This is a genomic window from Roseibium polysiphoniae (genome assembly GCF_014842925.1).
Classification (GTDB): domain Bacteria; phylum Pseudomonadota; class Alphaproteobacteria; order Rhizobiales; family Stappiaceae; genus Roseibium; species Roseibium polysiphoniae.
In genome coordinates this window covers 534,655-555,085 of the sequence record NZ_JACYXJ010000003.1, presented here as the reverse complement: position 1 = coordinate 555,085, position 20,431 = coordinate 534,655, and the positions used below count along the sequence as shown (strand labels likewise).

25 protein-coding genes are annotated in these 20,431 nt (G+C 58.0%); 18 read left to right on the top strand and 7 right to left on the bottom strand.

All coding sequences use genetic code 11. The annotated features are described in order from the left end of the window. Positions 1-168 precede the first annotated feature (168 nt). The 4 genes from IG617_RS09515 (at position 169) to IG617_RS09500 (ending at position 3,033) form a co-directional block, all read left to right on the top strand. Positions 169-912, top strand: coding sequence for a metallophosphoesterase family protein (locus tag IG617_RS09515; protein ID WP_192108974.1), 744 nt, complete (start codon positions 169-171; stop codon positions 910-912). Positions 913-1,160: 248 nt separating this feature from the next. Then, positions 1,161-1,571, top strand: coding sequence for a BA14K family protein (locus IG617_RS09510; protein WP_192108973.1), 411 nt, complete (start codon positions 1,161-1,163; stop codon positions 1,569-1,571). 285 nt (positions 1,572-1,856) lie between these two features. After that, on the top strand, positions 1,857-2,327 hold the full coding sequence (locus IG617_RS09505; protein ID WP_192108972.1) for a BA14K family protein: 471 nt from the start codon (positions 1,857-1,859) through the stop codon (positions 2,325-2,327). Between the two features lie 148 nt (positions 2,328-2,475). Next, the gene (locus IG617_RS09500) at positions 2,476-3,033 is read left to right on the top strand and encodes an RBBP9/YdeN family alpha/beta hydrolase (protein ID WP_192108971.1); all 558 of its coding nucleotides are present in this window, start codon (positions 2,476-2,478) and stop codon (positions 3,031-3,033) included. An 81-nt stretch (positions 3,034-3,114) separates the two neighbouring features. Here IG617_RS09500 and IG617_RS09495 read toward each other — a convergent pair whose 3' ends face one another. Further along, the gene (locus IG617_RS09495) at positions 3,115-3,435 is read right to left on the bottom strand and encodes a DUF1476 domain-containing protein (protein ID WP_192108970.1); all 321 of its coding nucleotides are present in this window, start codon (positions 3,433-3,435) and stop codon (positions 3,115-3,117) included. A gap of 299 nt (positions 3,436-3,734) precedes the next feature. Here IG617_RS09495 and purC point away from each other — a divergent pair, with 299 nt between their 5' ends. The 5 genes from purC to IG617_RS09470 all read left to right on the top strand — a co-directional run bounded on the left by purC (position 3,735) and on the right by IG617_RS09470 (position 6,984). Beyond that, positions 3,735-4,532: a phosphoribosylaminoimidazolesuccinocarboxamide synthase gene (gene purC / locus IG617_RS09490; protein ID WP_192108969.1), complete on the top strand. Its 798-nt coding sequence runs from the start codon at positions 3,735-3,737 to the stop codon at positions 4,530-4,532. A 1,096-nt stretch (positions 4,533-5,628) separates the two neighbouring features. Beyond that, positions 5,629-5,868, top strand: coding sequence for a phosphoribosylformylglycinamidine synthase subunit PurS (gene purS, locus IG617_RS09485; protein WP_192108968.1), 240 nt, complete (start codon positions 5,629-5,631; stop codon positions 5,866-5,868). 25 nt (positions 5,869-5,893) lie between these two features. Next, a complete protein-coding gene (locus tag IG617_RS21535) occupies positions 5,894-6,001 on the top strand; it encodes a phosphoribosylformylglycinamidine synthase-associated small membrane protein (RefSeq protein ID WP_192108967.1) in 108 nt (35 codons plus the stop codon). A gap of 20 nt (positions 6,002-6,021) precedes the next feature. Further along, positions 6,022-6,690, top strand: a complete 669-nt coding sequence (gene purQ / locus IG617_RS09475; RefSeq protein WP_192108966.1) for a phosphoribosylformylglycinamidine synthase subunit PurQ — start codon at positions 6,022-6,024, stop codon at positions 6,688-6,690. Positions 6,691-6,729: 39 nt separating this feature from the next. Then, on the top strand, positions 6,730-6,984 hold the full coding sequence (locus tag IG617_RS09470; RefSeq protein ID WP_192108965.1) for a DUF2164 domain-containing protein: 255 nt from the start codon (positions 6,730-6,732) through the stop codon (positions 6,982-6,984). Positions 6,985-7,005: 21 nt separating this feature from the next. Here IG617_RS09470 and IG617_RS09465 read toward each other — a convergent pair whose 3' ends face one another. Next, on the bottom strand, positions 7,006-7,809 hold the full coding sequence (locus IG617_RS09465; protein ID WP_192108964.1) for a helix-turn-helix transcriptional regulator: 804 nt from the start codon (positions 7,807-7,809) through the stop codon (positions 7,006-7,008). A gap of 99 nt (positions 7,810-7,908) precedes the next feature. Here IG617_RS09465 and IG617_RS09460 point away from each other — a divergent pair, with 99 nt between their 5' ends. Both IG617_RS09460 and IG617_RS09455 read left to right on the top strand, forming a co-directional pair. Next, positions 7,909-8,445, top strand: coding sequence for a peroxiredoxin-like family protein (locus tag IG617_RS09460; RefSeq protein ID WP_192108963.1), 537 nt, complete (start codon positions 7,909-7,911; stop codon positions 8,443-8,445). Between the two features lie 127 nt (positions 8,446-8,572). After that, on the top strand, positions 8,573-9,529 hold the full coding sequence (locus IG617_RS09455; RefSeq protein WP_192108962.1) for a calcium/sodium antiporter: 957 nt from the start codon (positions 8,573-8,575) through the stop codon (positions 9,527-9,529). Positions 9,530-9,565: 36 nt separating this feature from the next. Here IG617_RS09455 and IG617_RS09450 read toward each other — a convergent pair whose 3' ends face one another. Continuing rightward, positions 9,566-9,961 carry a hypothetical protein gene (locus tag IG617_RS09450; protein WP_192108961.1) on the bottom strand — a complete coding sequence of 132 codons (396 nt, stop codon included), beginning with the start codon at positions 9,959-9,961 and terminating at the stop codon, positions 9,566-9,568. A 166-nt stretch (positions 9,962-10,127) separates the two neighbouring features. Then, positions 10,128-10,358: a DUF1127 domain-containing protein gene (locus tag IG617_RS09445; RefSeq protein WP_192108960.1), complete on the bottom strand. Its 231-nt coding sequence runs from the start codon at positions 10,356-10,358 to the stop codon at positions 10,128-10,130. A 102-nt stretch (positions 10,359-10,460) separates the two neighbouring features. Between IG617_RS09445 and IG617_RS09440 the strand changes: the two genes are divergently transcribed. The 7 genes from IG617_RS09440 to IG617_RS09415 all read left to right on the top strand — a co-directional run bounded on the left by IG617_RS09440 (position 10,461) and on the right by IG617_RS09415 (position 15,625). Then, the gene (locus IG617_RS09440) at positions 10,461-11,927 is read left to right on the top strand and encodes an aminotransferase-like domain-containing protein (RefSeq protein ID WP_192108959.1); all 1,467 of its coding nucleotides are present in this window, start codon (positions 10,461-10,463) and stop codon (positions 11,925-11,927) included. Positions 11,928-12,080: 153 nt separating this feature from the next. Continuing rightward, positions 12,081-14,279, top strand: coding sequence for a phosphoribosylformylglycinamidine synthase subunit PurL (gene purL, locus IG617_RS09435; RefSeq protein WP_192108958.1), 2,199 nt, complete (start codon positions 12,081-12,083; stop codon positions 14,277-14,279). Positions 14,280-14,331: 52 nt separating this feature from the next. Continuing rightward, a complete protein-coding gene (locus IG617_RS09430) occupies positions 14,332-14,565 on the top strand; it encodes a BolA family protein (protein ID WP_153768467.1) in 234 nt (77 codons plus the stop codon). Between the two features lie 17 nt (positions 14,566-14,582). After that, complete coding sequence (locus IG617_RS09425) at positions 14,583-14,720, top strand: hypothetical protein (RefSeq protein ID WP_192108957.1); 138 nt, start codon at positions 14,583-14,585, stop codon at positions 14,718-14,720. Next, positions 14,717-15,049, top strand: a complete 333-nt coding sequence (gene grxD, locus IG617_RS09420) for a Grx4 family monothiol glutaredoxin (protein ID WP_192108956.1) — start codon at positions 14,717-14,719, stop codon at positions 15,047-15,049. Before IG617_RS09425 ends, grxD begins: the two co-directional genes overlap by 4 nt. Before the next feature lie 81 nt (positions 15,050-15,130). Beyond that, positions 15,131-15,265 carry a hypothetical protein gene (locus IG617_RS21800; RefSeq protein ID WP_276529814.1) on the top strand — a complete coding sequence of 45 codons (135 nt, stop codon included), beginning with the start codon at positions 15,131-15,133 and terminating at the stop codon, positions 15,263-15,265. A gap of 90 nt (positions 15,266-15,355) precedes the next feature. Then, positions 15,356-15,625, top strand: a complete 270-nt coding sequence (locus IG617_RS09415) for a hypothetical protein (protein WP_209008376.1) — start codon at positions 15,356-15,358, stop codon at positions 15,623-15,625. 29 nt (positions 15,626-15,654) lie between these two features. Here IG617_RS09415 and ttcA read toward each other — a convergent pair whose 3' ends face one another. The 3 genes from ttcA to IG617_RS09400 all read right to left on the bottom strand — a co-directional run bounded on the left by ttcA (position 15,655) and on the right by IG617_RS09400 (position 20,198). Then, positions 15,655-16,590, bottom strand: a complete 936-nt coding sequence (gene ttcA / locus IG617_RS09410) for a tRNA 2-thiocytidine(32) synthetase TtcA (RefSeq protein WP_192108955.1) — start codon at positions 16,588-16,590, stop codon at positions 15,655-15,657. Positions 16,591-16,807: 217 nt separating this feature from the next. Then, entirely contained in the window at positions 16,808-18,241 is a 1,434-nt protein-coding gene (locus tag IG617_RS09405) for a tannase/feruloyl esterase family alpha/beta hydrolase (RefSeq protein ID WP_209008375.1), read from the bottom strand. 160 nt (positions 18,242-18,401) lie between these two features. Then, positions 18,402-20,198 carry a diguanylate cyclase gene (locus IG617_RS09400; RefSeq protein WP_192108954.1) on the bottom strand — a complete coding sequence of 599 codons (1,797 nt, stop codon included), beginning with the start codon at positions 20,196-20,198 and terminating at the stop codon, positions 18,402-18,404. Between the last annotated feature and the right edge of the window lie 233 nt (positions 20,199-20,431).

Genomic DNA, 20,431 nt, shown 5'->3' with positions numbered 1-20,431 from the left:
ATATCTGGCGAAAACAGATTCCGATCCAATCGGAACAAGAGCTTTCCCGACCGTTCGACGCCCCGCCCCAACCTGCCACCGCGCAGTGCTTGAGGCGGGGCGTTGTCATGTCTAGGCTTGTGTCCTGCATCTGACGTTCCGCGGCACCAGCGACCAGGACCCGCCCTCATGAAAATCGCCGTCGTCGCCGACATTCATGGCAACCTCCCTGCGCTTGAAGCGGTCATCGCCGATATGGCCAGGGAAAGCCCGGACATGGTCGTGAACCTGGGTGATTGCGTCTCCGGTCCGCTCTGGCCCGACGAGACCGGCCACCTGCTCATGGAAAAGGCCTGGCTGACGGTGCGCGGCAATCATGACCGGATCGCCGTCGGGCCACCTGTTCATCCAGACAATCAAACCGATCACTTCACCCAGTCAGCCCTTTCTTCGACCGTCATCGACTGGCTGGCGGCACTGCCGTTCAGCTGTCACCTTGACCAAGGTGTCTCGATCTTTCACGCGACCCCACACCAAGACGATCTCTATCTGACGGAAACCGTGACCGGCGAGGACGCGTTGCTTTCCTCTGCTGCTGAAATCCTTGGGCGTCTGGGAGACAACGCGACATCAGCGCTATTCTTGTGCGGCCACACCCACATTCCCAGGTTGATCACCCTTCCGACCGGGCAGACCATCTTCAATCCGGGCAGCGTCGGCTGTCCTGCCTACAGCGATGAAACGCCGAACCACCACGTGATGGAGGCCGGCAGCCCCCATGCCCGATACGGCCTGTTGGAAAAGACCGGTCAGCTCTGGACCTACCGGCATAAGGCCGTCGACTACGACTGGGCAGCGGCCTCAAAACAGGCGCGGCGCAACGGCCGGGAGGGCTGGGCACACGCCTTGTCGACGGGCTTTTATCCCCGCTGACAATGGTTCGAGATCAAGCGACTGTCAGCGCTCCAAAAACATGCCTGAGAAATCCAGGAAACAAAATCATCACCTCAGAAATATCAGGAAATATATTCGACATATTTTAGACACCAATGTTTTCGAGTGTGACCTGACGTAAACGATTGATATCCTGCGAAATTTCCTCGCCGGAAATCCCATCGGTCGAGACGTATTGCAGTTAATTTATCAATGAATTCCTTTTCAACTTAGCCCAGGACAGCGCAATGTCTTTCAAGCGCGCCATATTGGCGCTTTTCACCCTAGCCGGCATGACAATGGCGTTTAGCGCCAGTGTTTCTGCAGCTCCTGCCACCTCGGCTCTCGCCGCAACGGCGCCAGGCGTATCATCTCAATTCGAACGGGCCCTGCTGCTCGCCCAATACCGTCGCCCGCCACCGCCTCCAGGAGGCTATCGCCGCCCGCCCCCTCCAGGTTATTATCGCCCACCGCCGCCACCCCGTTATCGCCGCCCGCCGCCACCTCCGGGATATTATCGTCCACCGGCTGTACGCGGTCTGCCCCGGGCCCATTACGATTGGTGTGTGCGCAAGTATCGGTCCTATCGTCCTGCCGACAACACCTTCCAGCCCTATCAGGGACGTCGCCGGCCTTGCAGGTCCCCCTTCTGGGGCTGACGAAAGCCGAGATTTTCAATATTGGAGAGGCCGGCCCTGCGCTGGCCTTTTCTTTTGCAAAGAGCCAAGGTCAGCCCGGACAGCTACGCCGCACAGGCGGTCAGAGATGCAAAAAACGTCTGTTAGATCATTGCCTTGAGATAAGTCCAGAAACAACATCGCCTCATTTTAGGCGCTGTGGACACCTATTCCTCCCACGTTGAATCTCACCGCGGAAACGCCTCTTCTCAGCCCGCAAGCGGCAGGGCTGAAAAGGCGTTCAGTTTTAAAGGAATGAGGACGAGCATGACCCTGAAACGAACAGCCATAGCAACCCTGGCAGCATCAGCGATCACCTTGGCCGCCGTCGCGCCCTCATCTGCCTTGCCCGGCAGCGCGAGCTTGTCCAACGCGGCACAGATCACGGATGGGATGCTGCTGAAGGTTCAGAACCGGAACGGCTTTTACACCCACAAAGGCAAGACCTATTACAACGGCCAGCAGGGCTACAAGAACGCGCGTCCTGGCTACAAGCAATACAATGGCTGGTGGTTTCCCTTGGCGGCCTTTGCAGCTGGCGCAGTCCTGGGTCAGGGCCTGACGGCAAAGCCAACGCCTTCAAAAGCGCGCGCTCCGAGCCGAGCTTCAAGCCGGTTTACGCCCGAGCACTACACTTGGTGCGCCCGCAAATATCGCTCCTACCGGACCAGCGACAACACCTTCCAACCCTACAATGGCCCGCGCCGTCAGTGCGTGTCTCCCTTCGCGGGTCGCTGATCGTTCGATTACAAGACATGGCAGGTTTCAGGACGGGCTCCAAACGTCTGGCCCTGAAACCATGACGAACAGGATTTGACAAAAGAGCCCCCGCGTCCCAAGAGACGGATCAGCTCCCAACTCTCGTTCAGACCAGAAGTTCTCACCCATGAAAATCTCCGAAGCCGATATTCTTCTCGTGCCAGGGTATGGCGACACGCCGGATGGGCACTGGATGAAGCGATGGCAGGCGAAAATGGCCAACGCCTGGGTGGTCGAGCAGAAGAACTGGTTCAAACCCGACCGGAAAATCTGGCAGGACACCCTTCTTGCACGGCTGGAAAAGACAACGAAACCCGTCGTTCTGGTGGGGCATTCCCTCGGCTGTACGCTCATCGCCCACGCGGTCCACGACCTGCCGAAAGACAAGGTGCGCGGCGCGTTTCTGGTGGCACCGACCGACCTGGAGCGCAAGAAACCCAAGCCGAAGTTCGATGTGGGGACCTTTGTGCCCCTGCCCCAGTCTCCGCTGCCCTTCCATGCCCATGTGGTTGCCAGCCGCTCGGATGAAAACTGTACCTATAAGCGCGCCGAAACCTTCGCCAAGGCGTGGGGAACAACCATCCAGGACGCAGGCGAAGCCGGCCATATCAACATGGCCAGCGGCCACGGTCCCTGGCCGGAAGGCATGATGTCCTTCGCCCATTTCATGAAGCGTCTCGGCTAAAGCTTTTCCGCACCAGACAAAGAAAAAGGCCTCCGCTGTCACGAAGGCCTTTAAAAACGCTTTCAAGCTGATCGGCTGTGATCAATCGTTCTGGATCTGATCAACCGCCGTATGCATCAGTTCGTCCATGGTGCGACGGATCTGATGGTCGGACTGTTCGATGTTCTTGGCGTCGAAGTCGCCGCGAATCTTGCGGAAGACGTCTTCATCGCCCGGCTCTTCAAAATCAGAGCGAACAACTTCCTTAGCGTAGCCTTCAGCGGCTTCGCCTTCCAGGCCAAGCTTCTCCGCAGCCCACAAGCCGAGAAGCTTGTTGCGCCGTGCGGTCGCCTTGAACCTTAGCTCCTCGTCATGCGCGAACTTGCCTTCAAATCCATCTTCGCGCTTGTCGAATGTGCTCATCCTGGTGTCTCCTGAACTGCGGATAGCCTCTACGCCCCGGATATAGGAACGATCTTGCCTCTTCCATATCCCCCAACCGCCGCCAAATCAACGCGGGAAAGCCCATATGCCCCAAAAGCATGAGCATTGCGCGATTTGGCACAGTTCAGCCGATTGTACTTTTCCAGGCATTCAGGTAAGTTCCGCGCCGCTGATGCAGGGCGCATGCCAAAGACTCACCCCCAATACGGGAAATTGTCGACGGCGCCCGGCAGAAGGCGAACGGGGGGAAGAACGACCAACTGGAAGAACCCCGTTCGATGGATTTTCTCAAACATTCACGGTACGTGCCAATGAATCGCCGCCGTCGCATCTATGAAGGCAAAGCCAAGATCCTCTATGAAGGCCCGGAGCCTGGAACGCTGATTCAGCATTTCAAGGACGATGCAACTGCCTTCAACAACAAGAAACACGAGATTGTCGACGGCAAAGGCGTGTTGAACAACCGGATCTCCGAGTACGTCTTCAACAACCTGAACGCCATTGGCATTCCGACCCACTTCATCCGCCGCATGAACATGCGCGAGCAGCTGATCCGCGAAGTCGAGATCATTCCGCTGGAAGTGGTGGTGCGCAATGTGGCCGCCGGCTCCATCGCCAAGCGCCTTGGCATTGAAGAAGGCACCCAGCTGCCTCGGTCCATCATCGAGTTCTACTACAAGAACGACGAGCTGGACGACCCGATCGTGGCTGAAGAACACGTAACGGCTTTCGGCTGGGCAACGCCTCAGGAACTCGATGACATCATGGCACTGGCCATCCGCGTCAACGACTTCCTCTCTGGCTTGTTCCTCGGCGTCGGCATCCGTCTTGTCGACTTCAAGATCGAGTGCGGCCGTCTGTTCGAAGGCGACATGATGCGCATCGTGGTTGCTGACGAGATCTCCCCGGACAGCTGCCGCCTTTGGGACATCAAGACCAACGAGAAGATGGACAAGGACCGTTTCCGCCGTGAAATGGGCGGGATGCTGGAAGCCTATCAGGAAGTCGCCAAGCGCCTGGGAATTCTCAACGAGAATGACCGTCCGGCAGGCTCCGGCCCGACGCTGGTTCAGTAAGTTAGACTTCAGCCGATCTGTTAGGAGTAAATTTCACTTCCTAAAACAAGTAACGCCTTCACCGGCCATTCGGTGAAGGCGTCGATGGTAGTTCGCTGTTATGGCTCACTATTACATTTCAAAGTCGGGACTTATACTAAGTGAGGGGAATGAGCCCTTTGCAAAAGAAGAGATTGATGCCACTCAAATAGTTGCAAAACATCTCCCTCCGCACGTCGAAACCTTTCGGCTCGACGGCACCTCAGAAGTCAAAATTCTTATACGCTATTCTTGCCATTGCTGGACATGTAAATGGGAGAAACCAATCCATAATTCGCAAACGCGTATTATGGACAACAAAAGGCCACGAGCCTTTGATGCGACAAGATATGAAGCCTCTTTTCAATTGACAGCACTAATGGCGGATCTTGCGCAGAATCGTATCTACGTAACGCGCAGCGACCGAAATTATGGGTGCTACAACGCGACACGAAGTGATGAGAGCGGCCGTTTTTATACTGCCTACTTCACTATTCGTAGAAGTAAGGGCCGATTTGACGGAATTCGGCATCAATTTCAGCTCTTTGTCGAAAGTGCTTATCTCCGCTCTCAGCAAGAACAAGGCATGAAAACCAGCTTGCGGGCAGTGATTGGCAAAGCCCGAGAAGGGAAAATGGTCAAATATAAACGCTAAAAACACCGAAGGGGTCCTTGAGGACCCCTTGGCTAACTCGACAACCTCTTAAGCTTACGCCTATCTACCCTTGCGGTTGGACTACCTAAAGCAGCGGGGATACTCTTTCAGTCGATCATGAGTATCTATGATCAGAAAATAAGGCAACTGAGCCAAATTTTCAATACCAAATTGGTATATTCATTTAAACACAAATCGCATATTCCCAAAAAGTAGAAACTGCGAGACGCAAATCATCGCCCAAGGTCGAGAACAGGCGCATTAGCGCCTAAAACACAGATGTCCGCAACTCATAGCCTCCAATTGCTTTCAGCCCCGTTCCAATTGCCGGCAAGCTGGTGTAAGCAGCAGCCAAACAGGCTCTTTAGATCAATTTGAAACGCTGGCCTGACCGGTCGGGCGTTTCAGCGGAGAAGACAGACCATGAAGGCACGTGTCATCGTCACCTTGAAGAACGGTGTTCTCGATCCTCAGGGAAAGGCCATTGAAGGCGCGCTCGGCGGCCTCGGCTTTGGCGACATCGACTCGGTCCGCCAGGGCAAGGTCTTCGACCTAGACCTGAGAGCAACCGACAAGGCCGCCGCCGAAGCGGAAATCGCGCAGATGTGCGAAAAGCTTCTGGCAAACACGGTCATCGAGAATTACGCCATCGAAATCGACTGACGACGACCGGGCAAGGACCCCGTTGATGGATAGCGACGCGAAGAAAGCACTCCGCTTCATGGCCCTCAAGGCCGCCATATTCATCGTGTTCCCTGCCCTCGTCGCTGTCGTAACCGTCCTGGTCATGCTCTGACCAAAGCTGGAGATCGCTCCATGAAAACCGCTGTAATTGTCTTTCCGGGTTCCAACCGCGACCGCGACATGTTCCACGCGCTGGAGTTCATCACCGGCACCCGGCCCGCAAGTGTCTGGCACACCGAATCCGAACTTCCCGATGCCGACCTTGTCATCGTGCCCGGCGGCTTTTCCTACGGCGACTATCTGCGCGCCGGCGCCATTGCGGCGCGCTCCCCGATCCTCAAGGATCTGGTGAAGAAGGCAGATTCGGGCGTCACCGTTCTGGGCGTGTGCAATGGCTTCCAGATTCTGACAGAGGCAGGTCTCCTGCCCGGCGCCCTGATGCGCAACGCGGGCCTCAACTTTGTCTGCAAGGAAGTGAAGCTCGAGACCGTCAACGACGCGACCCGCTTCTCCTCAAGCTTCCAAAAGGGCCAGGTCTGGCGCTGCCCGGTCGCTCACCACGACGGCAACTACTTCGCCGACGCCGACACCTTGAAGGCGATTGAGGACAACGGCCAGGTCGTTTTCCGCTACGGTGAAGGCACCAACCCGAACGGCTCCATCAACGACATTGCCGGCGTGATGAACGCCAAGGGCAATGTTCTGGGCATGATGCCACATCCGGAAAACCTGATTGAAGATCTCAACGGCGGAACCGAAGGGCGGCTGTTGTTTGAAAGCCTGCTCGCAAAAGCTGCCTGACGACAAGCTAATTTCCCAGACGTCGATCGGGAGACGCCAATGGCCGAGCTGGAAGTGTCCAAGGAAGACCGCGAACGGCTGACCCGTCTGGTGCAGGACTATGCGCGGGACGAACTGGATCAGGACATCGGCAACATGGAAGCAGGGTTCCTGCTCGACCGTCTGATCGGACCTCTTGGCACGGTTTTCTACAACAAGGGCCTGCGCGACGCCTCTGCCCTCTTCGCACGCCGGGCAGACGATATGGCCGACGAGCTCTATGCCATGGAACGCGTCCATCCGGTCGACCGGTAGACGCAAGCTCTCCTTAGAGACCTAGACTGCCTTTCGGCGCTCCAGTTTTGGCGCATGACCATAGCGGCGCGCAAAGGCTCTGGAAAACGCCGCCGCCGAGGTAAACCCGCACATGCGCGCGACCGCTCTGACCTGAACTCCTGATTCGAGCTCTGCCCGCGCGATGTCCAGACGCCAGTTGGACATATAGGCCCCTGGTGTCATTCCAAGCACTTCCTTGAAAGTCACCGCAAATTGCGTGCGCGACATGCCCGCTTCCGCTGCCAGGCTTTCCAGGTTCCAAGCCACACCCGGGCGTTCATGCATAGCCACCAGCGCGGCCGCCAACCTGGGATGAGAAAGACCGGCAAGCAGCCCCACATCGGCGGCGTCACTCTCCAGCGCATGGCGCAACAAGCGGATCACCACGACTTCGGCCAGCCGGTGGAACACGGCCTGCCCGCCACAACGGGGCTGGACCACCTCTTCGACCAACGGGGACACAACCGTCCTCAGATCTGGCGCATCAACGAGGGCCACCGAGATGCATCTGGGCAGCGCCAAAACGAGGTGATGCCCTGCACCGGCAATCTCGATCTTCGCCGCAACCAACAGCGCTTCACTCTCCTCGACAGAGAAGTGATCGCAGGCCGCACAGTCGCCGGAGCCATTCGGCACAAACACGAGCCGCAACGCATCATCAGCGCCCCGAAGAACGACAAAATTCGCGCCCCGCGCTTCAGCCTCATCAGGAGCGACAAGGTCTGCCTGAACCCTGAAACGTTCGATGAGAGACGACAGCCTGTCGAGGCGTCCGCCGAAGATATTAGTGGCGTGAACGTTCATGAGCCGAACTCCAGATCATATATCTCGAACGAATAATTGCCCAAAGTTCTATAATCTAATCTGAGATTTTGCAAAAGCACAAATCGAATGGAGACCTAGATGCTTATTCCAAGACAGCCTGTCCCGGGCCTTACTGCCGAGACAATTTCCCATGGCACTTTTGATTTGGCCAACGACGGCGCCGAGTGGGGCACCCTTGTCGTGTTCTACCGTGGCCTGCATTGCCCGATCTGCGCGACCTATCTGAAGGAACTCGAGCGCCTGACACCTGAGTTCGAAAAGCGTGGCGTCAAGACTGTGGCCCTGTCCTCGGATGATGCGGATCGTGCGACACAGATGGCCGAAAAGGTCGGTGCCGACAACCTGCGCTTTGGCCACTCCGTGCCGCTGACCGTTGCCAAGGACTGGGGTCTTTACATCTCCACGAGCCGCGGCACCACGTCGATCGGCATCGAAGAACCTGCTCTCTTTTCCGAGCCTGGCGTTTTCCTGGTGCGCTCCAATGGCGAACTCTATTTCGCATCCGTTCAGACGATGCCTTTCGTTCGCCCGCATTTCCAGGAAATGGTTGGAGCCCTCGACTTCGTGAAGGCAAACGACTACCCGGGCCGCGGCGAATACACCGGCGCCGTCTAATTTTTCAAGCCTGAACACTCACTCCGGCGGACAGGTCAACCTGCCCGCCGGAGCTTCTCGCAGATCTCCCCTTGTTGAAACGCTCGGCCCGCACCACATTCGCGTCTCTCACATTGGAGTTTGCGAAATGCTCATTCTTGAGCTTGTCGCCGGTCTGGCCCTTCTGGTCCTCGGCGGCGATCTACTGGTGCGCGGGTCTGTCGGTCTTGCCGAGCGCATGAAAATATCGCCACTGCTGATCGGCATCGTTCTCGTCGGCTTCGGCACATCGACGCCCGAACTGATGACCAGCCTTCTGGCCGCCTTGAATGGCTCGCCAGGCATTGCCGTCGGAAATGTCATTGGCTCGAACACCGCCAACATCCTGCTCATCCTTGGCACTGCGGCGATCATCTTCCCGATGAAGGCCGATACGAAGGCGTTGATGCGTGACGGTCTGGTGGTCTCGGCAGCTGCACTCGCCTGCCTTGCCCTGGCCTACCTGGGGAATGTCAGCCGGTTGTCGGGCGGTCTGCTTGTTCTCGCGCTCACAGCGTATCTTGTCTTCACCTACCGCGCAGAAAGCGGCCAACAGACACCGTCCGCCGATATGCACCGCGCCGAGGGCGAGGCTGTGACCGCACGTCCCTGGACGCAATCCGCACCGGTATTGGCTGCTTTGACCATAGGTGGTCTGATCATGACCATGCTCGGCGCGAAATTCCTGGTCGACAGCTCGGTCGTCCTGGCAACACGCATGGGCATCGATGAAGCCGTGATCGGCCTGACCGTCGTTGCCCTTGGCACGTCGCTCCCCGAACTCGTGACGTCGGTGGTCGCCGCTTTACGTCGTCAGACAGACATTGCCTTCGGCAACATCCTCGGCTCCAACATCTACAATATCTTCGGCATTCTCGGCGTGACGGCCATGGTGAAACCGATCGAAATGCCCGAGCAAATCCTGAGTTTCGACATCTGGGTGATGCTGGCAGCAACAGCGCTCTTGATGATTTTCGCGCGCACCGGCCATCGCATTTGCCGCCTGGAGGGCGCTGCCCTGCTCGGTCTCTACGGACTGTATCTCGGCAAATTGGCACTGCAGTGAACCCGCAATGCCAAGCCGGCATCCCAGCGTTGGAAGCTACTGGACGGTCACATTGACGAAGTCGCTGTAGATCTCGACCGTGATCCAGACATTGCTGTTCACGATGCGTCTGGCCGCCGACCGTTCGATGGTGCCATTGAGGATCATCCGCTCCATCCGGCCTCGGTTGGCAGCGGATGCAAAATAGCGATCGCTCTCGTCTCCCGGGTCGCGGAGACCGAACTTGTGAAAATTGGCACGGTCCTGGCGGATGATCTGCCAGGGCTGTGTCAGGCGTGCGCCCTTGGAATTGAAATGGTCCGCTGATCCCAGATAGGCCGAATAGACCTCCAGAAGCTGGCCTTGCGCGGCTGCCTTGCCCGTAAACAGCGTCGAAGCGACGACAAGCATAAGAGCGAAAGTCGCGGACCGGCCCCATTTGATACCCTGCATTTCAAGCCTCCCATCGGTTGGCGCATTCTTCCCGTTTCGAAAGCTATGCGCAAACCCATGACGGCTGAATGAGGGATATCAATCCTGCCGAAACTTCCCAAAGGCTGCGAGGAAAGCTTGAGCAGTTTACGGAGCCGGACCGCATCAGAACAGCGTGGCGGCTATCTCAGTAAGGGCGCTTGGAGGTCGCCCAGAAGGGACGGTAGGCCTCGCCATTTGCCACTTCACGGCTCACGCCGATGTCGGCCAGCGCCTCATCGGAGAGCTGTGAGAGCTGTGCTCTCGAGCGTCTCATGTGCTGCCACAACACCAGTTTGCGATACACATACGCCACGAATGCCGATCTCAGCGACCCATGGTCGCCTCTCAGCTGAAGATCTGCGTCAATCACAGTCATATTGAACCTCTTTTCGATACAATTTCGAGTTCAAAGCACGATTGTCTCGGTTCATTCATATGAATTGACTCATTATTCGATGCAAGATAGAAAATTGTCACCATGACAAATTGGATTCCGAACATCCCCGCCGGCAAGGGACCCATGTATCTGCGCCTGGCAAACCAGATCGCAGAAGACATTGTCGCCGGCACGCTCCCGGCGGGCGCAAAGCTGCCGCCGCAACGCGAGCTCGCCTATGACCTTGGGATCACGGTCGGCACCGTGGGCAGGGCCTATGCGCTGGTGCGGGAAAAAGGTCTAGTCAGCGGAGAAGTCGGACGCGGCACCTATGTTCTTGGAACGATTGCGCCTGTGCCGGAGATTGTGACCGATCACAGCAGGACAGCGCCGGCCATTCAACTGATCCCCGCCCCAGTGCTCGCCGGTGACGTTGATTTCGGCAGCACCCGGACGGCTGTTCCTCATCCCGAGCTCGCCCGTCTAGACAGCACGTCAGCCCCGGAAATCGGGCAGTCGGAGATCGTCCGAAACCTGATGCAGCAGATCACCAGCGATTCTCCCTATGAGATCGCCAGTTACACACGCATCATTCCGGACAGTTGGCGCCAGGCCGGCCAACGGTGGCTGGCGCGCGGTGGCTGGACCCCCGACCCGGGTTCCATTGTCCCTGCTTTCGGCGCTCAGGCGGCGATCATGTCCGTCATCAGCGCCACCACATCTCCAGGCGACCGGATCGTCTTCGAAGAGCTGACCTACAGCTCAATTGCACGCGGCGCGGTGCTCATGGGCCGGCAGCCCGTTGCGGTCGCCCGCGACGAGCGCGGCCCCCTGCCTGACGAGCTGGCGAAAATCTGCGCGCAGAAGCATCCGAAGGTCATCTTCATGATGCCGACCATGCACAATCCGACCCTGACGACCATGCCGGAAGACCGGCGCCGGGAGATTATCGCCGTCGCCCGTGAGCACAATCTCTGGATCATCGAGGACGAGGTCTACGGCTCTCTGCGCGACACGGAGCTGACGCCGCTCATCGCCCTCGCGCCCGAACGCACGTTCCACGTAGGCTCTCTGTCCAAAACCGTCGCTGCGGGTCTGCGCGGCGGCTGGGTCTCAAGTCCCTTGTCACACGCCCAGCGCATCGCGAACGCCCACAAGATGATGACAGGCGGCATCTCGTTTCTGCTGGCCGAACTCTCCGCCCGACTGGTTCTCAGTGGCGCTGCGGATGATCTGCGCCTGCGAATCCTGGCAGAAATCGACGCGCGGCATGACATCATGCTCAAGGAATTCCAGGGCCTCGACTTCGAATCGGCCAAGGATTCGCCCTTCCTCTGGCTGAAATTGCCCGAGCCATGGCTGCCCGGCACCTTCAAGGCGGCCGCTGCGTCGGCCAAGGTGCTCATTGATGACGAGGATGAGTTCAAGACCGGCCGTCCGGACAGAACCCACCACCGCGTGCGCATGGGCTTCACAAACCCGCTCACCCGTGCGGAAGTTGCCGCGTCCTTTGCCACCTTGAAAAACCTGCTCGATGACGGCATTGCCGCCTATGACAGCTTTGAGTGATCACTGAAGGCGGCGAACAAGCTCATTGGCCACGCAAAACTGTCATTTCCGCAGGCATGAGCTGCTTTTGCCCCCTCCCCATCGCGGTTCCGATCTGTTAAACCGGCGACAAATCAGCCTCAGGCGCTGAGCGCCGCAGAGATCCGGACCGACATGATCCCCAACGACATCAAGATCACGCCCGACCTAATTGCCTCCCACGGCCTCAAGCCTGACGAATATGACCGGATCCTGGAGTTGATCGGCCGCGAGCCGACCTTCACCGAACTCGGCATCTTCTCGGCCATGTGGAACGAGCACTGCTCTTACAAATCCTCCAAGAAGTGGCTGAAGACCCTTCCGACGACCGGCCCACGGGTTCTGGTCGGCCCGGGCGAGAATGCCGGCGTCGTGGATATCGGCGATGGTCAGGCCGTTGTCTTCAAGATGGAAAGCCACAACCACCCGTCCTACATCGAGCCCTATCAGGGTGCAGCCACCGGCGTTGGTGGCATCCTGCGCGACGTCTTCACCATGGGCGCACGACCTGTTGCGGCCATGAACGCCCTGCGCTTCGGCGAGCCTGAGCATCCCCGGACCCGGCATCTCGTCTCCGGCGTGGTTTCCGGCGTCGGCGGCTATGGCAATTCCTTCGGCGTTCCGACAGTCGGCGGCGAGGTCGAGTTCCACTCCAGCTACAACGGCAACTGCCTGGTCAATGCGTTTGCTGCCGGTCTTGCCGATTCCGACAAGATCTTCCTGGCCAAGGCTGAAGGCGTCGGCCTGCCCGTTGTCTATCTTGGTGCAAAAACCGGCCGTGACGGTGTCGGCGGTGCGACCATGGCATCGGCCGAATTCGATGACACCATCGAGGAAAAGCGCCCCACTGTTCAGGTTGGCGATCCGTTCACCGAAAAATGTCTGCTCGAAGCTTGCCTTGAACTGATGAAGACCGGCGCGGTCATCGCGATTCAGGACATGGGAGCTGCCGGCCTGACCTGTTCGGCGGTCGAGATGGGCGCCAGCGGCGACCTCGGCATCGAACTCGACCTCAACAAGGTTCCCGTGCGCGAAGAGCGCATGAGCCCATACGAGATGATGCTGTCGGAAAGCCAGGAGCGCATGCTCATGGTTCTGCGTCCCGAAAAGGAAGCAGAGGCAGAGGCCATCTTCAAGAAATGGGGTCTGGACTTCGCCATCGTCGGCGTCACCACCGACACCCTGCGCTTCGTCGTCAAGCACGACGGCGAGACCGTGGCGGATCTGCCGATCAAGGAACTGGGCGACGAAGCGCCTGAATACGACCGTCCATGGGTCGAAAGCCAGAAGCGGCCACTCCTGGATGCCGACGATGTCGCGGAGCCTGCTGACTACGCTGAAGCACTGCTGACGCTGGTAGGAAATGCAAACGGCGCGTCACGACGCTGGGTCTATGAGCAGTATGACACGCTGATCCAGGGCAACACTGCAGCCTCGCCCGGCGGCGACGCCGGTGTCATCCGCGTCGAGGGCAGCCGCAAGGGCCTGTCCTTCACCGTGGACGTCACCCCGCGCTACTGTGAGGCAGATCCCTTCGAAGGCGGCAAGCAGGCGGTTGCCGAAGTCTGGCGCAATCTGACCGCTGTCGGCTCGGAACCTCTGGCTGCCACCGACAACCTGAACTTCGGCAATCCGGAAAAGCCTGAAATCATGGGTCAGCTGGTCGGCTGCATCAAGGGCATCGGTGAAGCCTGCCGCGAGCTCGAGTTCCCGATCGTCTCGGGCAATGTCTCCCTTTACAACGAGACCCACGGCACGGGCATCCTTCCGACCCCGGCAATCGGCGGCGTTGGCCTTCTGCCCGATGTCACCGTGCGCGCATCTGCCGCCTTCAAGGCGAGCGGTGAAGCCATCGTGGTCATCGGCGGCAAGGGCACCCATCTGGGCTGTTCCCAGTATCTCGCCGACATTCTCGGCCGCGAGGAAGGCGCTCCTCCTCCTGTTGATCTCGATGCAGAAAAACGCCGCGGCAACCTCGTGCGCCAGTTCATCGGCGCGGGCCGCGTCTCCAGCGTACATGATATTTCCGCAGGCGGCCTTGGCGTTGCCTTGGCCGAGATGGCCATGGCCAGCGGCATCGGCGCCAGCGTCAAGCTCGACGGTCCCGCCCATGCAGCGCTCTTTGGAGAAGACCAGGGACGCTACGTCATCAGCGTTGCGTCAGGCGAACTCGACCTCATTCTGGAAGACCTCATTGATGCAGGTATCGAGGCTCACCATATCGGCAACACCGGCGGCACGGATTTGACTGTTGAGGGTATCCTCACCATATCCGTTGCAAAGCTGAAGGAAGCGCACGAGAATTGGTTCCCGAACTATATGGCTGGCGCCTGAAACAGGCCCCTGCCGGGAGCTCAGTGACAAGAGGGAAGAGGACAGAACCAAGATGCCAATGGACGCCAATGAGATCGAGGCCCTGATCAAGGCAGAACTGCCCGATGCAAAGGTCGAGATCCGGGATCTGGCCGGCGACGGTGACCACTACGCTGCCAATGTCGTGTCTGAATCGTTCCGGGGCATCAGCCGGGTTCAACAACACCAGCTTGTCTACAAGGCGCTGAAGGGCAACATGGGCGGTGAATTGCACGCCCTCGCCCTTCAGACCAAGGCACCAGACTAGAGCTTTCAGGAGGCGTTATGCTCTGGATCATCCTCGCAATTTCCATCGGCGCTCTGCTGGACATGGATGTGCGGATCCTGCGGGCAGCCACCAGGCTCACAACGAAAACATACCGGCAGTTTGTCCCGGTGAAACACAAGGACAGGACATCATGAGCATCCAGGACTGGATCAAGAACGAAGTCGAGACCAATGACGTGGTGGTCTTTATGAAGGGCACACCGAACTTCCCGCAGTGCGGCTTCTCCGGTCAGGTCGTTCAGATCCTCGACTACGTCGGCGTTCCCTACAAGGGCATCAACGTTCTGGAAGACGACGACCTGCGTCAGGGCATCAAGGACTTCGCCAGCTGGCCGACCATCCCGCAGCTCTACATCAAGGGCGAATTCGTTGGTGGCTGCGACATTATCCGCGAAATGTTCCAGAACCAGGAACTCCAGTCCGCTTTCGCCGAGAAGGGCATTGAGGTCAAGCAGAGCGCCTGATTTCGGCAGCTCGCACAAGAGACAAAAGACGGGGCGGGTCCTTGGACTCGCCCTTTCCTGTTTTTGCGATCAGACACGCGCATGACCGCACTGGTATTGCGCCAAGCGTTTGGCGGATTTCAGCGCAAAATTGAAAGTTATCCAAGCTCGCCTTCATCATCTGGCCTCGATCACTCGGAAAATTTTGCCGAATCATCTAACCTGAACAACAGGTGAATGCCGGATTCAGGGTTAGTACAGTCGCGTACCGCCATTCTCCGTCCAGACTTAACGGCCAGAAAAGGCCGGGGAATGGGAACGGGGACTATGAAAACAATCGCTGTTGCAACGCTGTGCTGCGCCTTTACCGCGCTGATCTTCAATTCCTTCGAAGATCCGCAGGATGCAAAGCTCACTCGGGTTGATTGTGTCGAGATTGCCGTTTTCGCACCAAGCAACGGGAAAGCTGCGGAAGATCTTTGCCGCAACTACGGCGGCGTCGCCGAAAAAGACGCCCAGCCCAGCGACGAAGGTCTGGTCATTCTGGTGCGCAACCAGCCGATGGGCGGTTTTTCAGGTCAAAATTCCGTTCGCTGATCGGTCCTACGCCGCAAGCTGAAGACGGCTCACTCGGCGGCAAACAAGCCCGCCGTCATGGCAAGCCCCGCCCCGCAGGGTTCTTCAGCCTCGCCCTCACCTTCTTTCGTGACCTCCCCCGGCCGCAGACCGACGAAATCATAGAGCGAGCGATCCAGCAGATGGGAAGGCCGTGTATGGGCCAGTGCCCGCGCCATGACACCCAGGCGGCCAGGGTTCGTTTTTTCCCAGCCCTGCAGCATGCGTTTGACCTCATCGCGCTGAAGACCGTCCTGAGAGCCGCACAGATTGCAGGGAATGATGGGAAACTCCATTCCCGCGGCAAAGCGGGCAATGTCGCTTTCAGCTGAATAGGCAAGCGGTCTCAGCACGAGTAGATCGCCCTCGTCATTGACGAGCTTTGGCGGCATCGAGGCCAGGCGCCCGCCGTGGAAGAGGTTCATGAAAAACGTCTCGAGAATGTCCTCCCGATGGTGGCCAAGCACAATCGCCTCACAGCCCTGCTCGCGCGCAACCCGATAGAGAATTCCGCGGCGAAGGCGCGAACAAAGCGAGCAATAGGTGCGATGCGCCGGGATCTTGTCGGTTACGATCGAATAGGTGTCCTCGCGGATGATCAGGTGTTCGATGTCGTTCTTTTCAAAGAACTCCGGCAGCACATGGGCCGGGAAACCCGGCTGGGCCTGGTCCAGGTTGCAGGCAATCAGCTCGACCGGCAGAAGGCCGCGCCACTTGAGTTCGACCAGAACAGCCAGAAGCGCATAACTGTCTTTGCCCCCCGACAGGCAGACAAGCCACTTGGGCGGGGACTTGCTGGACGCCTCGGGAACCATCGCGAAGTCGTCCATCGCCTGGCGCGCCTGACGCAACAACCGCTTGCGCAGCTTCTTGAACTCGACGCTTTTGGGCGCATTGCGCAGCAGCATCGGAACATCTACGTCGGCTGTGGCGGCGATATCATTCATCTCGGGTGCCTTGGCGTTGTGTCTTTTCGGCTTTGCCCTGACATAGCGGATCGACAGGATCAGGCCAACCGGAAACGCGGCCTCATTGACTGGTCAGCAGATCGTTGAGGAGATGCACGCGCACTAGGAGTGATCCAAGTGCCCCGACTGGTTGCAGCCGGGCCAAAGCTGGACCGCCGACCCTTGCCGGCGGTCCATGCCAGGACACGGATACGTGCTACTTCCCCGCCATGATCGTCTGCGGTTGATCACCGGTCTCAAGCCATGCTTCAAGCGGCGTCATTGGATCCAGATCCATCTGCGTGACGCCTGCAGGTCCGCTCTGAATGCCGCAATGATCAACACCTGGCACCATAAACAGGGCGACATTCTGCTTGAGGACATCTTCCCCGCCAGCTGCCTCTGACGCCTTGGCATACCAATCCACCGTCTTGAACGGCGTCACGATCGCATCCGACCAGCCGTGCCAGACGATCATCTTCCCGCCGGCTTCGATAAAGGCAGACAGGTCCGGGTTGTCGCCATTGTAGAGACTTGCCGCCGTTTTCATTCGCTCAGGGTCGGTCTCAAAATCGAAGCCCTGCGGTGACCAGCCAGTTCCCGGATCCTCAGGAAAGGCCATGTAGGCGCCGAAATTGCTGGCAAAAGCATTCACGAGCTTTCCGCCGCCCTTCTCGAAGCCTGTCAGCCACAATCCCCAGAAAGGCTCAGACCCGGCGGGAATACCGCCCGGATACAGCTCCTCGCCTGCCGCATTCACGGGTGGCTGGCGCCATTTCGCTATCACACCCAGCTCGGCCTTGGTCAGGCACTGATCCGACGAAGCCCCTTCACACAAGAGTTCGGACAGATCCGCCTTGCATAGGCGCGGATCGGAAATCAGACCGTCCTCCACCCCGTCAAGGCCGTCACAGGACCGCATGACCGCATCTCCGATCAGCTTTTCCTTGCCCGGTTTCAGGATCTGCTCGCCTTCCTCTCCCGTGTTGGCCTGCATCAGCCAGCTCATCTTGGTCCCCACAAGCCCGGAGTAATCCATCGCTGGGGCGCCCGAGATGATCCCCTGGAACATGTCCGGGTAACGCTGGGCTGCAACATGGGCCATACGACCGCCGGTGGAACACCCTTGAAACACCGCCTGCTCTGCCTCCCGGCCATAGAACGCCGAAATAAGAGCACGTGCGATCCGGTTGGTTTCACCGATGGACCGCCAGCCCCAGTCCCGTTCTGCATGCGGATTGTTGTCTGCCCACCCTGCATCAACGACCGAAAGTCCGTGATGTCCGCTGTCAGATGTTGCCGTGGCATAGCCCCGTTCCAGGCCCGGACGCATGGCATTGATCCAGCCTTTGCCACTATCCGCACGGCCGAGAATGCCGCAAAAGCCTCCGCAGCCTGCCTGATAGTATTTGCCGTTCCAGCCTTCCAGGGGCAATCGCGCTTCAATGGAAATTGCCGGCAACGCCCGCGCACGCACTTCGCAATAGGATGGCAGACCGTCCGAGGCCGCAACGGTTCTGGCGCTGGTCACGAAACCGCTGCTCAGAACCACCTCGTTCAACGCCTCGCATTGCACGTCATCGGCGTGCGAAGCCCCTCCCCAAAGGACGACATGCATCGCAGCCAGACCTGTTAAATACAGTCTTCTCATGTTTTCCTCCCCTTTTCCTCCCAGTCGGCTCAGTCTTCACTCAGCCAACAGGTCAAGCTTGCCTTAGGGAAAACAGGAAGGGAAGCACTTTCTATCAAGGGTTTATATAATGCATGAAGCAACCAAGAACGATGCAGGCGCCGCCTTAGCCAGGCTCGCTTCAGCTTGCCCGTTGATCGACTGCGAAATCCGCATCAGATACCGTACGGTTCCGTCCCAGCTCTTTGGCTCTTAGAAGGGCAACATCCGCACGTGTCCTGACGGTGGAGAAAGTCCCGCTGTCTCGCGTATCTGCCAATCCGATCGATACCGAGATCGTGCCGAGAATCCGCCCGGAATGGGAGAGTGATGTCGTGGCAGTGCGGGTGCGAATATGTTCCGCAATTTCATATGCTTCTTCGGGACAAACGCCTGTCAACAGCACTGAGAATTCCTCACCGCCGTATCGATAGCACAGTCCACGGTCGCCGACGGTATCGCTCAGTATTTCGGCGAAGGTCTCGATAACCACGTCACCAGCATCATGCCCAAATTCATCGTTAAACCGCTTGAAGTGATCAATGTCGATCATCAGACAGGTGAGTGGCGTATCGCCTTTCTCTCTGCTGAAAGTCGCGAGCGCCTTGTCTAGAGACCGTCGGTTCAACAAGCCGGTCAAAGGATCACAGATAGCCATCTTCCTGAGCCGTTCGCGCAATTGCAAATTGGCCAGGGCGAGCCCAACATTTTCCGCGATCATCCCCAGATATGCGGTGTAGTCGTCCATCGAGGTTCGATCATCAAATAGCGATGTGAACATCAACAGACCGAGCGCATCTCCATGCGCCATAAGCGGGATACACAAATCAGTCGTGTGGGAGGTCGCAAAATGCTGGCAGTCGACGTCTTTTTGACCCGGTAGACTTAGATGTGCCCGACCACGTCTGAGGCTCCAACACGCATCCGGTTCAAAACGCTCAGGCAGACCTTCCGGCATTTGCCACTGAGAAGCGCACCAGAGTTCCGTCTTGGTTTCGTTGAACAGGTAAAAACCTCCGCCGAGATCGGCAAAAATTTGCGGCCCGAAACGCCCAACGACATCGGCGATTTCCTCAATTTCCTGACACGCCTGCATCCGGCGCATCATTTCGAGGATCAAGCTTTTCATCTTCAGATCGCGTTTGCGTTCGGCATCCAAACGCTCGCGTTCCAAGCCGTTTTCCCGAAAGACCCGGATCGCATCGCTCAGATCACCAATTTCATCTCTGCGGCTATCATCGGGAACTTCAACCGCAAAGTCCTGCTTGGCCAGGCGACGTACAATCGAAGACATATGCGTCAGCGGCAAAGCCACTCTGCGCCGCAAGATGAAATAGAGAACACCTAGAAACAACAACGCTGTAAGGCCCAAAAGAACCCGCGCAACAATGTTGTAAAGGTCACTTTGGAATGTTGCCTTTTGCAACGCCAGCTCGGTGCGTGCATTGACCGCTTGAGAGAAGCCCTTGATCTGCTCAATCAAACGAAGGTGCTGTTTGTAATGCGTATCGCCAAACAATATATCGCGCGCACCCGCAGCGTCCCCTGACTGGTATGTTTCAATCGCTTGTTTCTCAAGCACTTCCAGATCATCGATGAGCGCATTGATTTCGTTCAATAATGCGAGCTCTTCTGGCGTCCCGCCGTAGTCTTCGACATGGCGCGCCTGCTCCTCCAGACGGTGTTCTTCCTCATTGATGGTTTCAAAGGCGGCAAGGTGACTGAGATCACCACGCATCACAAAGAGGCGGGCTTCATCGGCTCTCAGTTCCGCATCGAGTTCCAACTGCGTTCCGAGATTGGAAAGCGCCAAATGCACCTCAACAACCGCCCTCTCCTCTTCCGCCTTATAGATGGACAGGATGAAGGCGAGCCCTGAGAAGAACGTCAGGCCAACGGTGATCGCGTAAGCCCAATTTGTTAAAGTGCTGATCTTCATCTGCTCACCAAGCGTCTTTGAGTGCGGCGATATCCGCCTCTGCCTTTCAAGAGTTAGACAGACACCTGATGATGTACGCTGAGAGCCTGCAATTCGATTAATGTTGCAAGATGTTCTCAGGCCAGTCTTCGCGGTGAGGCCAGATGTAAGGAAAACCGGGTGTTCGAAAGAGAAAAAGCAATAAGCGTGGGATCACAATAAAAAAAGGCCGCGCCAGAGGCGCGGCCTTTCCA

Coding starts and splice junctions, on each gene's coding strand:
- IG617_RS09515 (WP_192108974.1), top strand. CDS start 169: ATGAAAATCGCCGTCGTCGCCGACATTCATGGCAACCTCCCTGCGCTT.
- IG617_RS09510 (WP_192108973.1), top strand. CDS start 1,161: ATGTCTTTCAAGCGCGCCATATTGGCGCTTTTCACCCTAGCCGGCATG.
- IG617_RS09505 (WP_192108972.1), top strand. CDS start 1,857: ATGACCCTGAAACGAACAGCCATAGCAACCCTGGCAGCATCAGCGATC.
- IG617_RS09500 (WP_192108971.1), top strand. CDS start 2,476: ATGAAAATCTCCGAAGCCGATATTCTTCTCGTGCCAGGGTATGGCGAC.
- IG617_RS09495 (WP_192108970.1), bottom strand. CDS start 3,435: ATGAGCACATTCGACAAGCGCGAAGATGGATTTGAAGGCAAGTTCGCG.
- purC (WP_192108969.1), top strand. CDS start 3,735: ATGGATTTTCTCAAACATTCACGGTACGTGCCAATGAATCGCCGCCGT.
- purS (WP_192108968.1), top strand. CDS start 5,629: ATGAAGGCACGTGTCATCGTCACCTTGAAGAACGGTGTTCTCGATCCT.
- IG617_RS21535 (WP_192108967.1), top strand. CDS start 5,894: ATGGATAGCGACGCGAAGAAAGCACTCCGCTTCATGGCCCTCAAGGCC.
- purQ (WP_192108966.1), top strand. CDS start 6,022: ATGAAAACCGCTGTAATTGTCTTTCCGGGTTCCAACCGCGACCGCGAC.
- IG617_RS09470 (WP_192108965.1), top strand. CDS start 6,730: ATGGCCGAGCTGGAAGTGTCCAAGGAAGACCGCGAACGGCTGACCCGT.
- IG617_RS09465 (WP_192108964.1), bottom strand. CDS start 7,809: ATGAACGTTCACGCCACTAATATCTTCGGCGGACGCCTCGACAGGCTG.
- IG617_RS09460 (WP_192108963.1), top strand. CDS start 7,909: ATGCTTATTCCAAGACAGCCTGTCCCGGGCCTTACTGCCGAGACAATT.
- IG617_RS09455 (WP_192108962.1), top strand. CDS start 8,573: ATGCTCATTCTTGAGCTTGTCGCCGGTCTGGCCCTTCTGGTCCTCGGC.
- IG617_RS09450 (WP_192108961.1), bottom strand. CDS start 9,961: ATGCAGGGTATCAAATGGGGCCGGTCCGCGACTTTCGCTCTTATGCTT.
- IG617_RS09445 (WP_192108960.1), bottom strand. CDS start 10,358: ATGACTGTGATTGACGCAGATCTTCAGCTGAGAGGCGACCATGGGTCG.
- IG617_RS09440 (WP_192108959.1), top strand. CDS start 10,461: ATGACAAATTGGATTCCGAACATCCCCGCCGGCAAGGGACCCATGTAT.
- purL (WP_192108958.1), top strand. CDS start 12,081: ATGATCCCCAACGACATCAAGATCACGCCCGACCTAATTGCCTCCCAC.
- IG617_RS09430 (WP_153768467.1), top strand. CDS start 14,332: ATGCCAATGGACGCCAATGAGATCGAGGCCCTGATCAAGGCAGAACTG.
- IG617_RS09425 (WP_192108957.1), top strand. CDS start 14,583: ATGCTCTGGATCATCCTCGCAATTTCCATCGGCGCTCTGCTGGACATG.
- grxD (WP_192108956.1), top strand. CDS start 14,717: ATGAGCATCCAGGACTGGATCAAGAACGAAGTCGAGACCAATGACGTG.
- IG617_RS21800 (WP_276529814.1), top strand. CDS start 15,131: ATGACCGCACTGGTATTGCGCCAAGCGTTTGGCGGATTTCAGCGCAAA.
- IG617_RS09415 (WP_209008376.1), top strand. CDS start 15,356: ATGAAAACAATCGCTGTTGCAACGCTGTGCTGCGCCTTTACCGCGCTG.
- ttcA (WP_192108955.1), bottom strand. CDS start 16,590: ATGAATGATATCGCCGCCACAGCCGACGTAGATGTTCCGATGCTGCTG.
- IG617_RS09405 (WP_209008375.1), bottom strand. CDS start 18,241: ATGAGAAGACTGTATTTAACAGGTCTGGCTGCGATGCATGTCGTCCTT.
- IG617_RS09400 (WP_192108954.1), bottom strand. CDS start 20,198: ATGAAGATCAGCACTTTAACAAATTGGGCTTACGCGATCACCGTTGGC.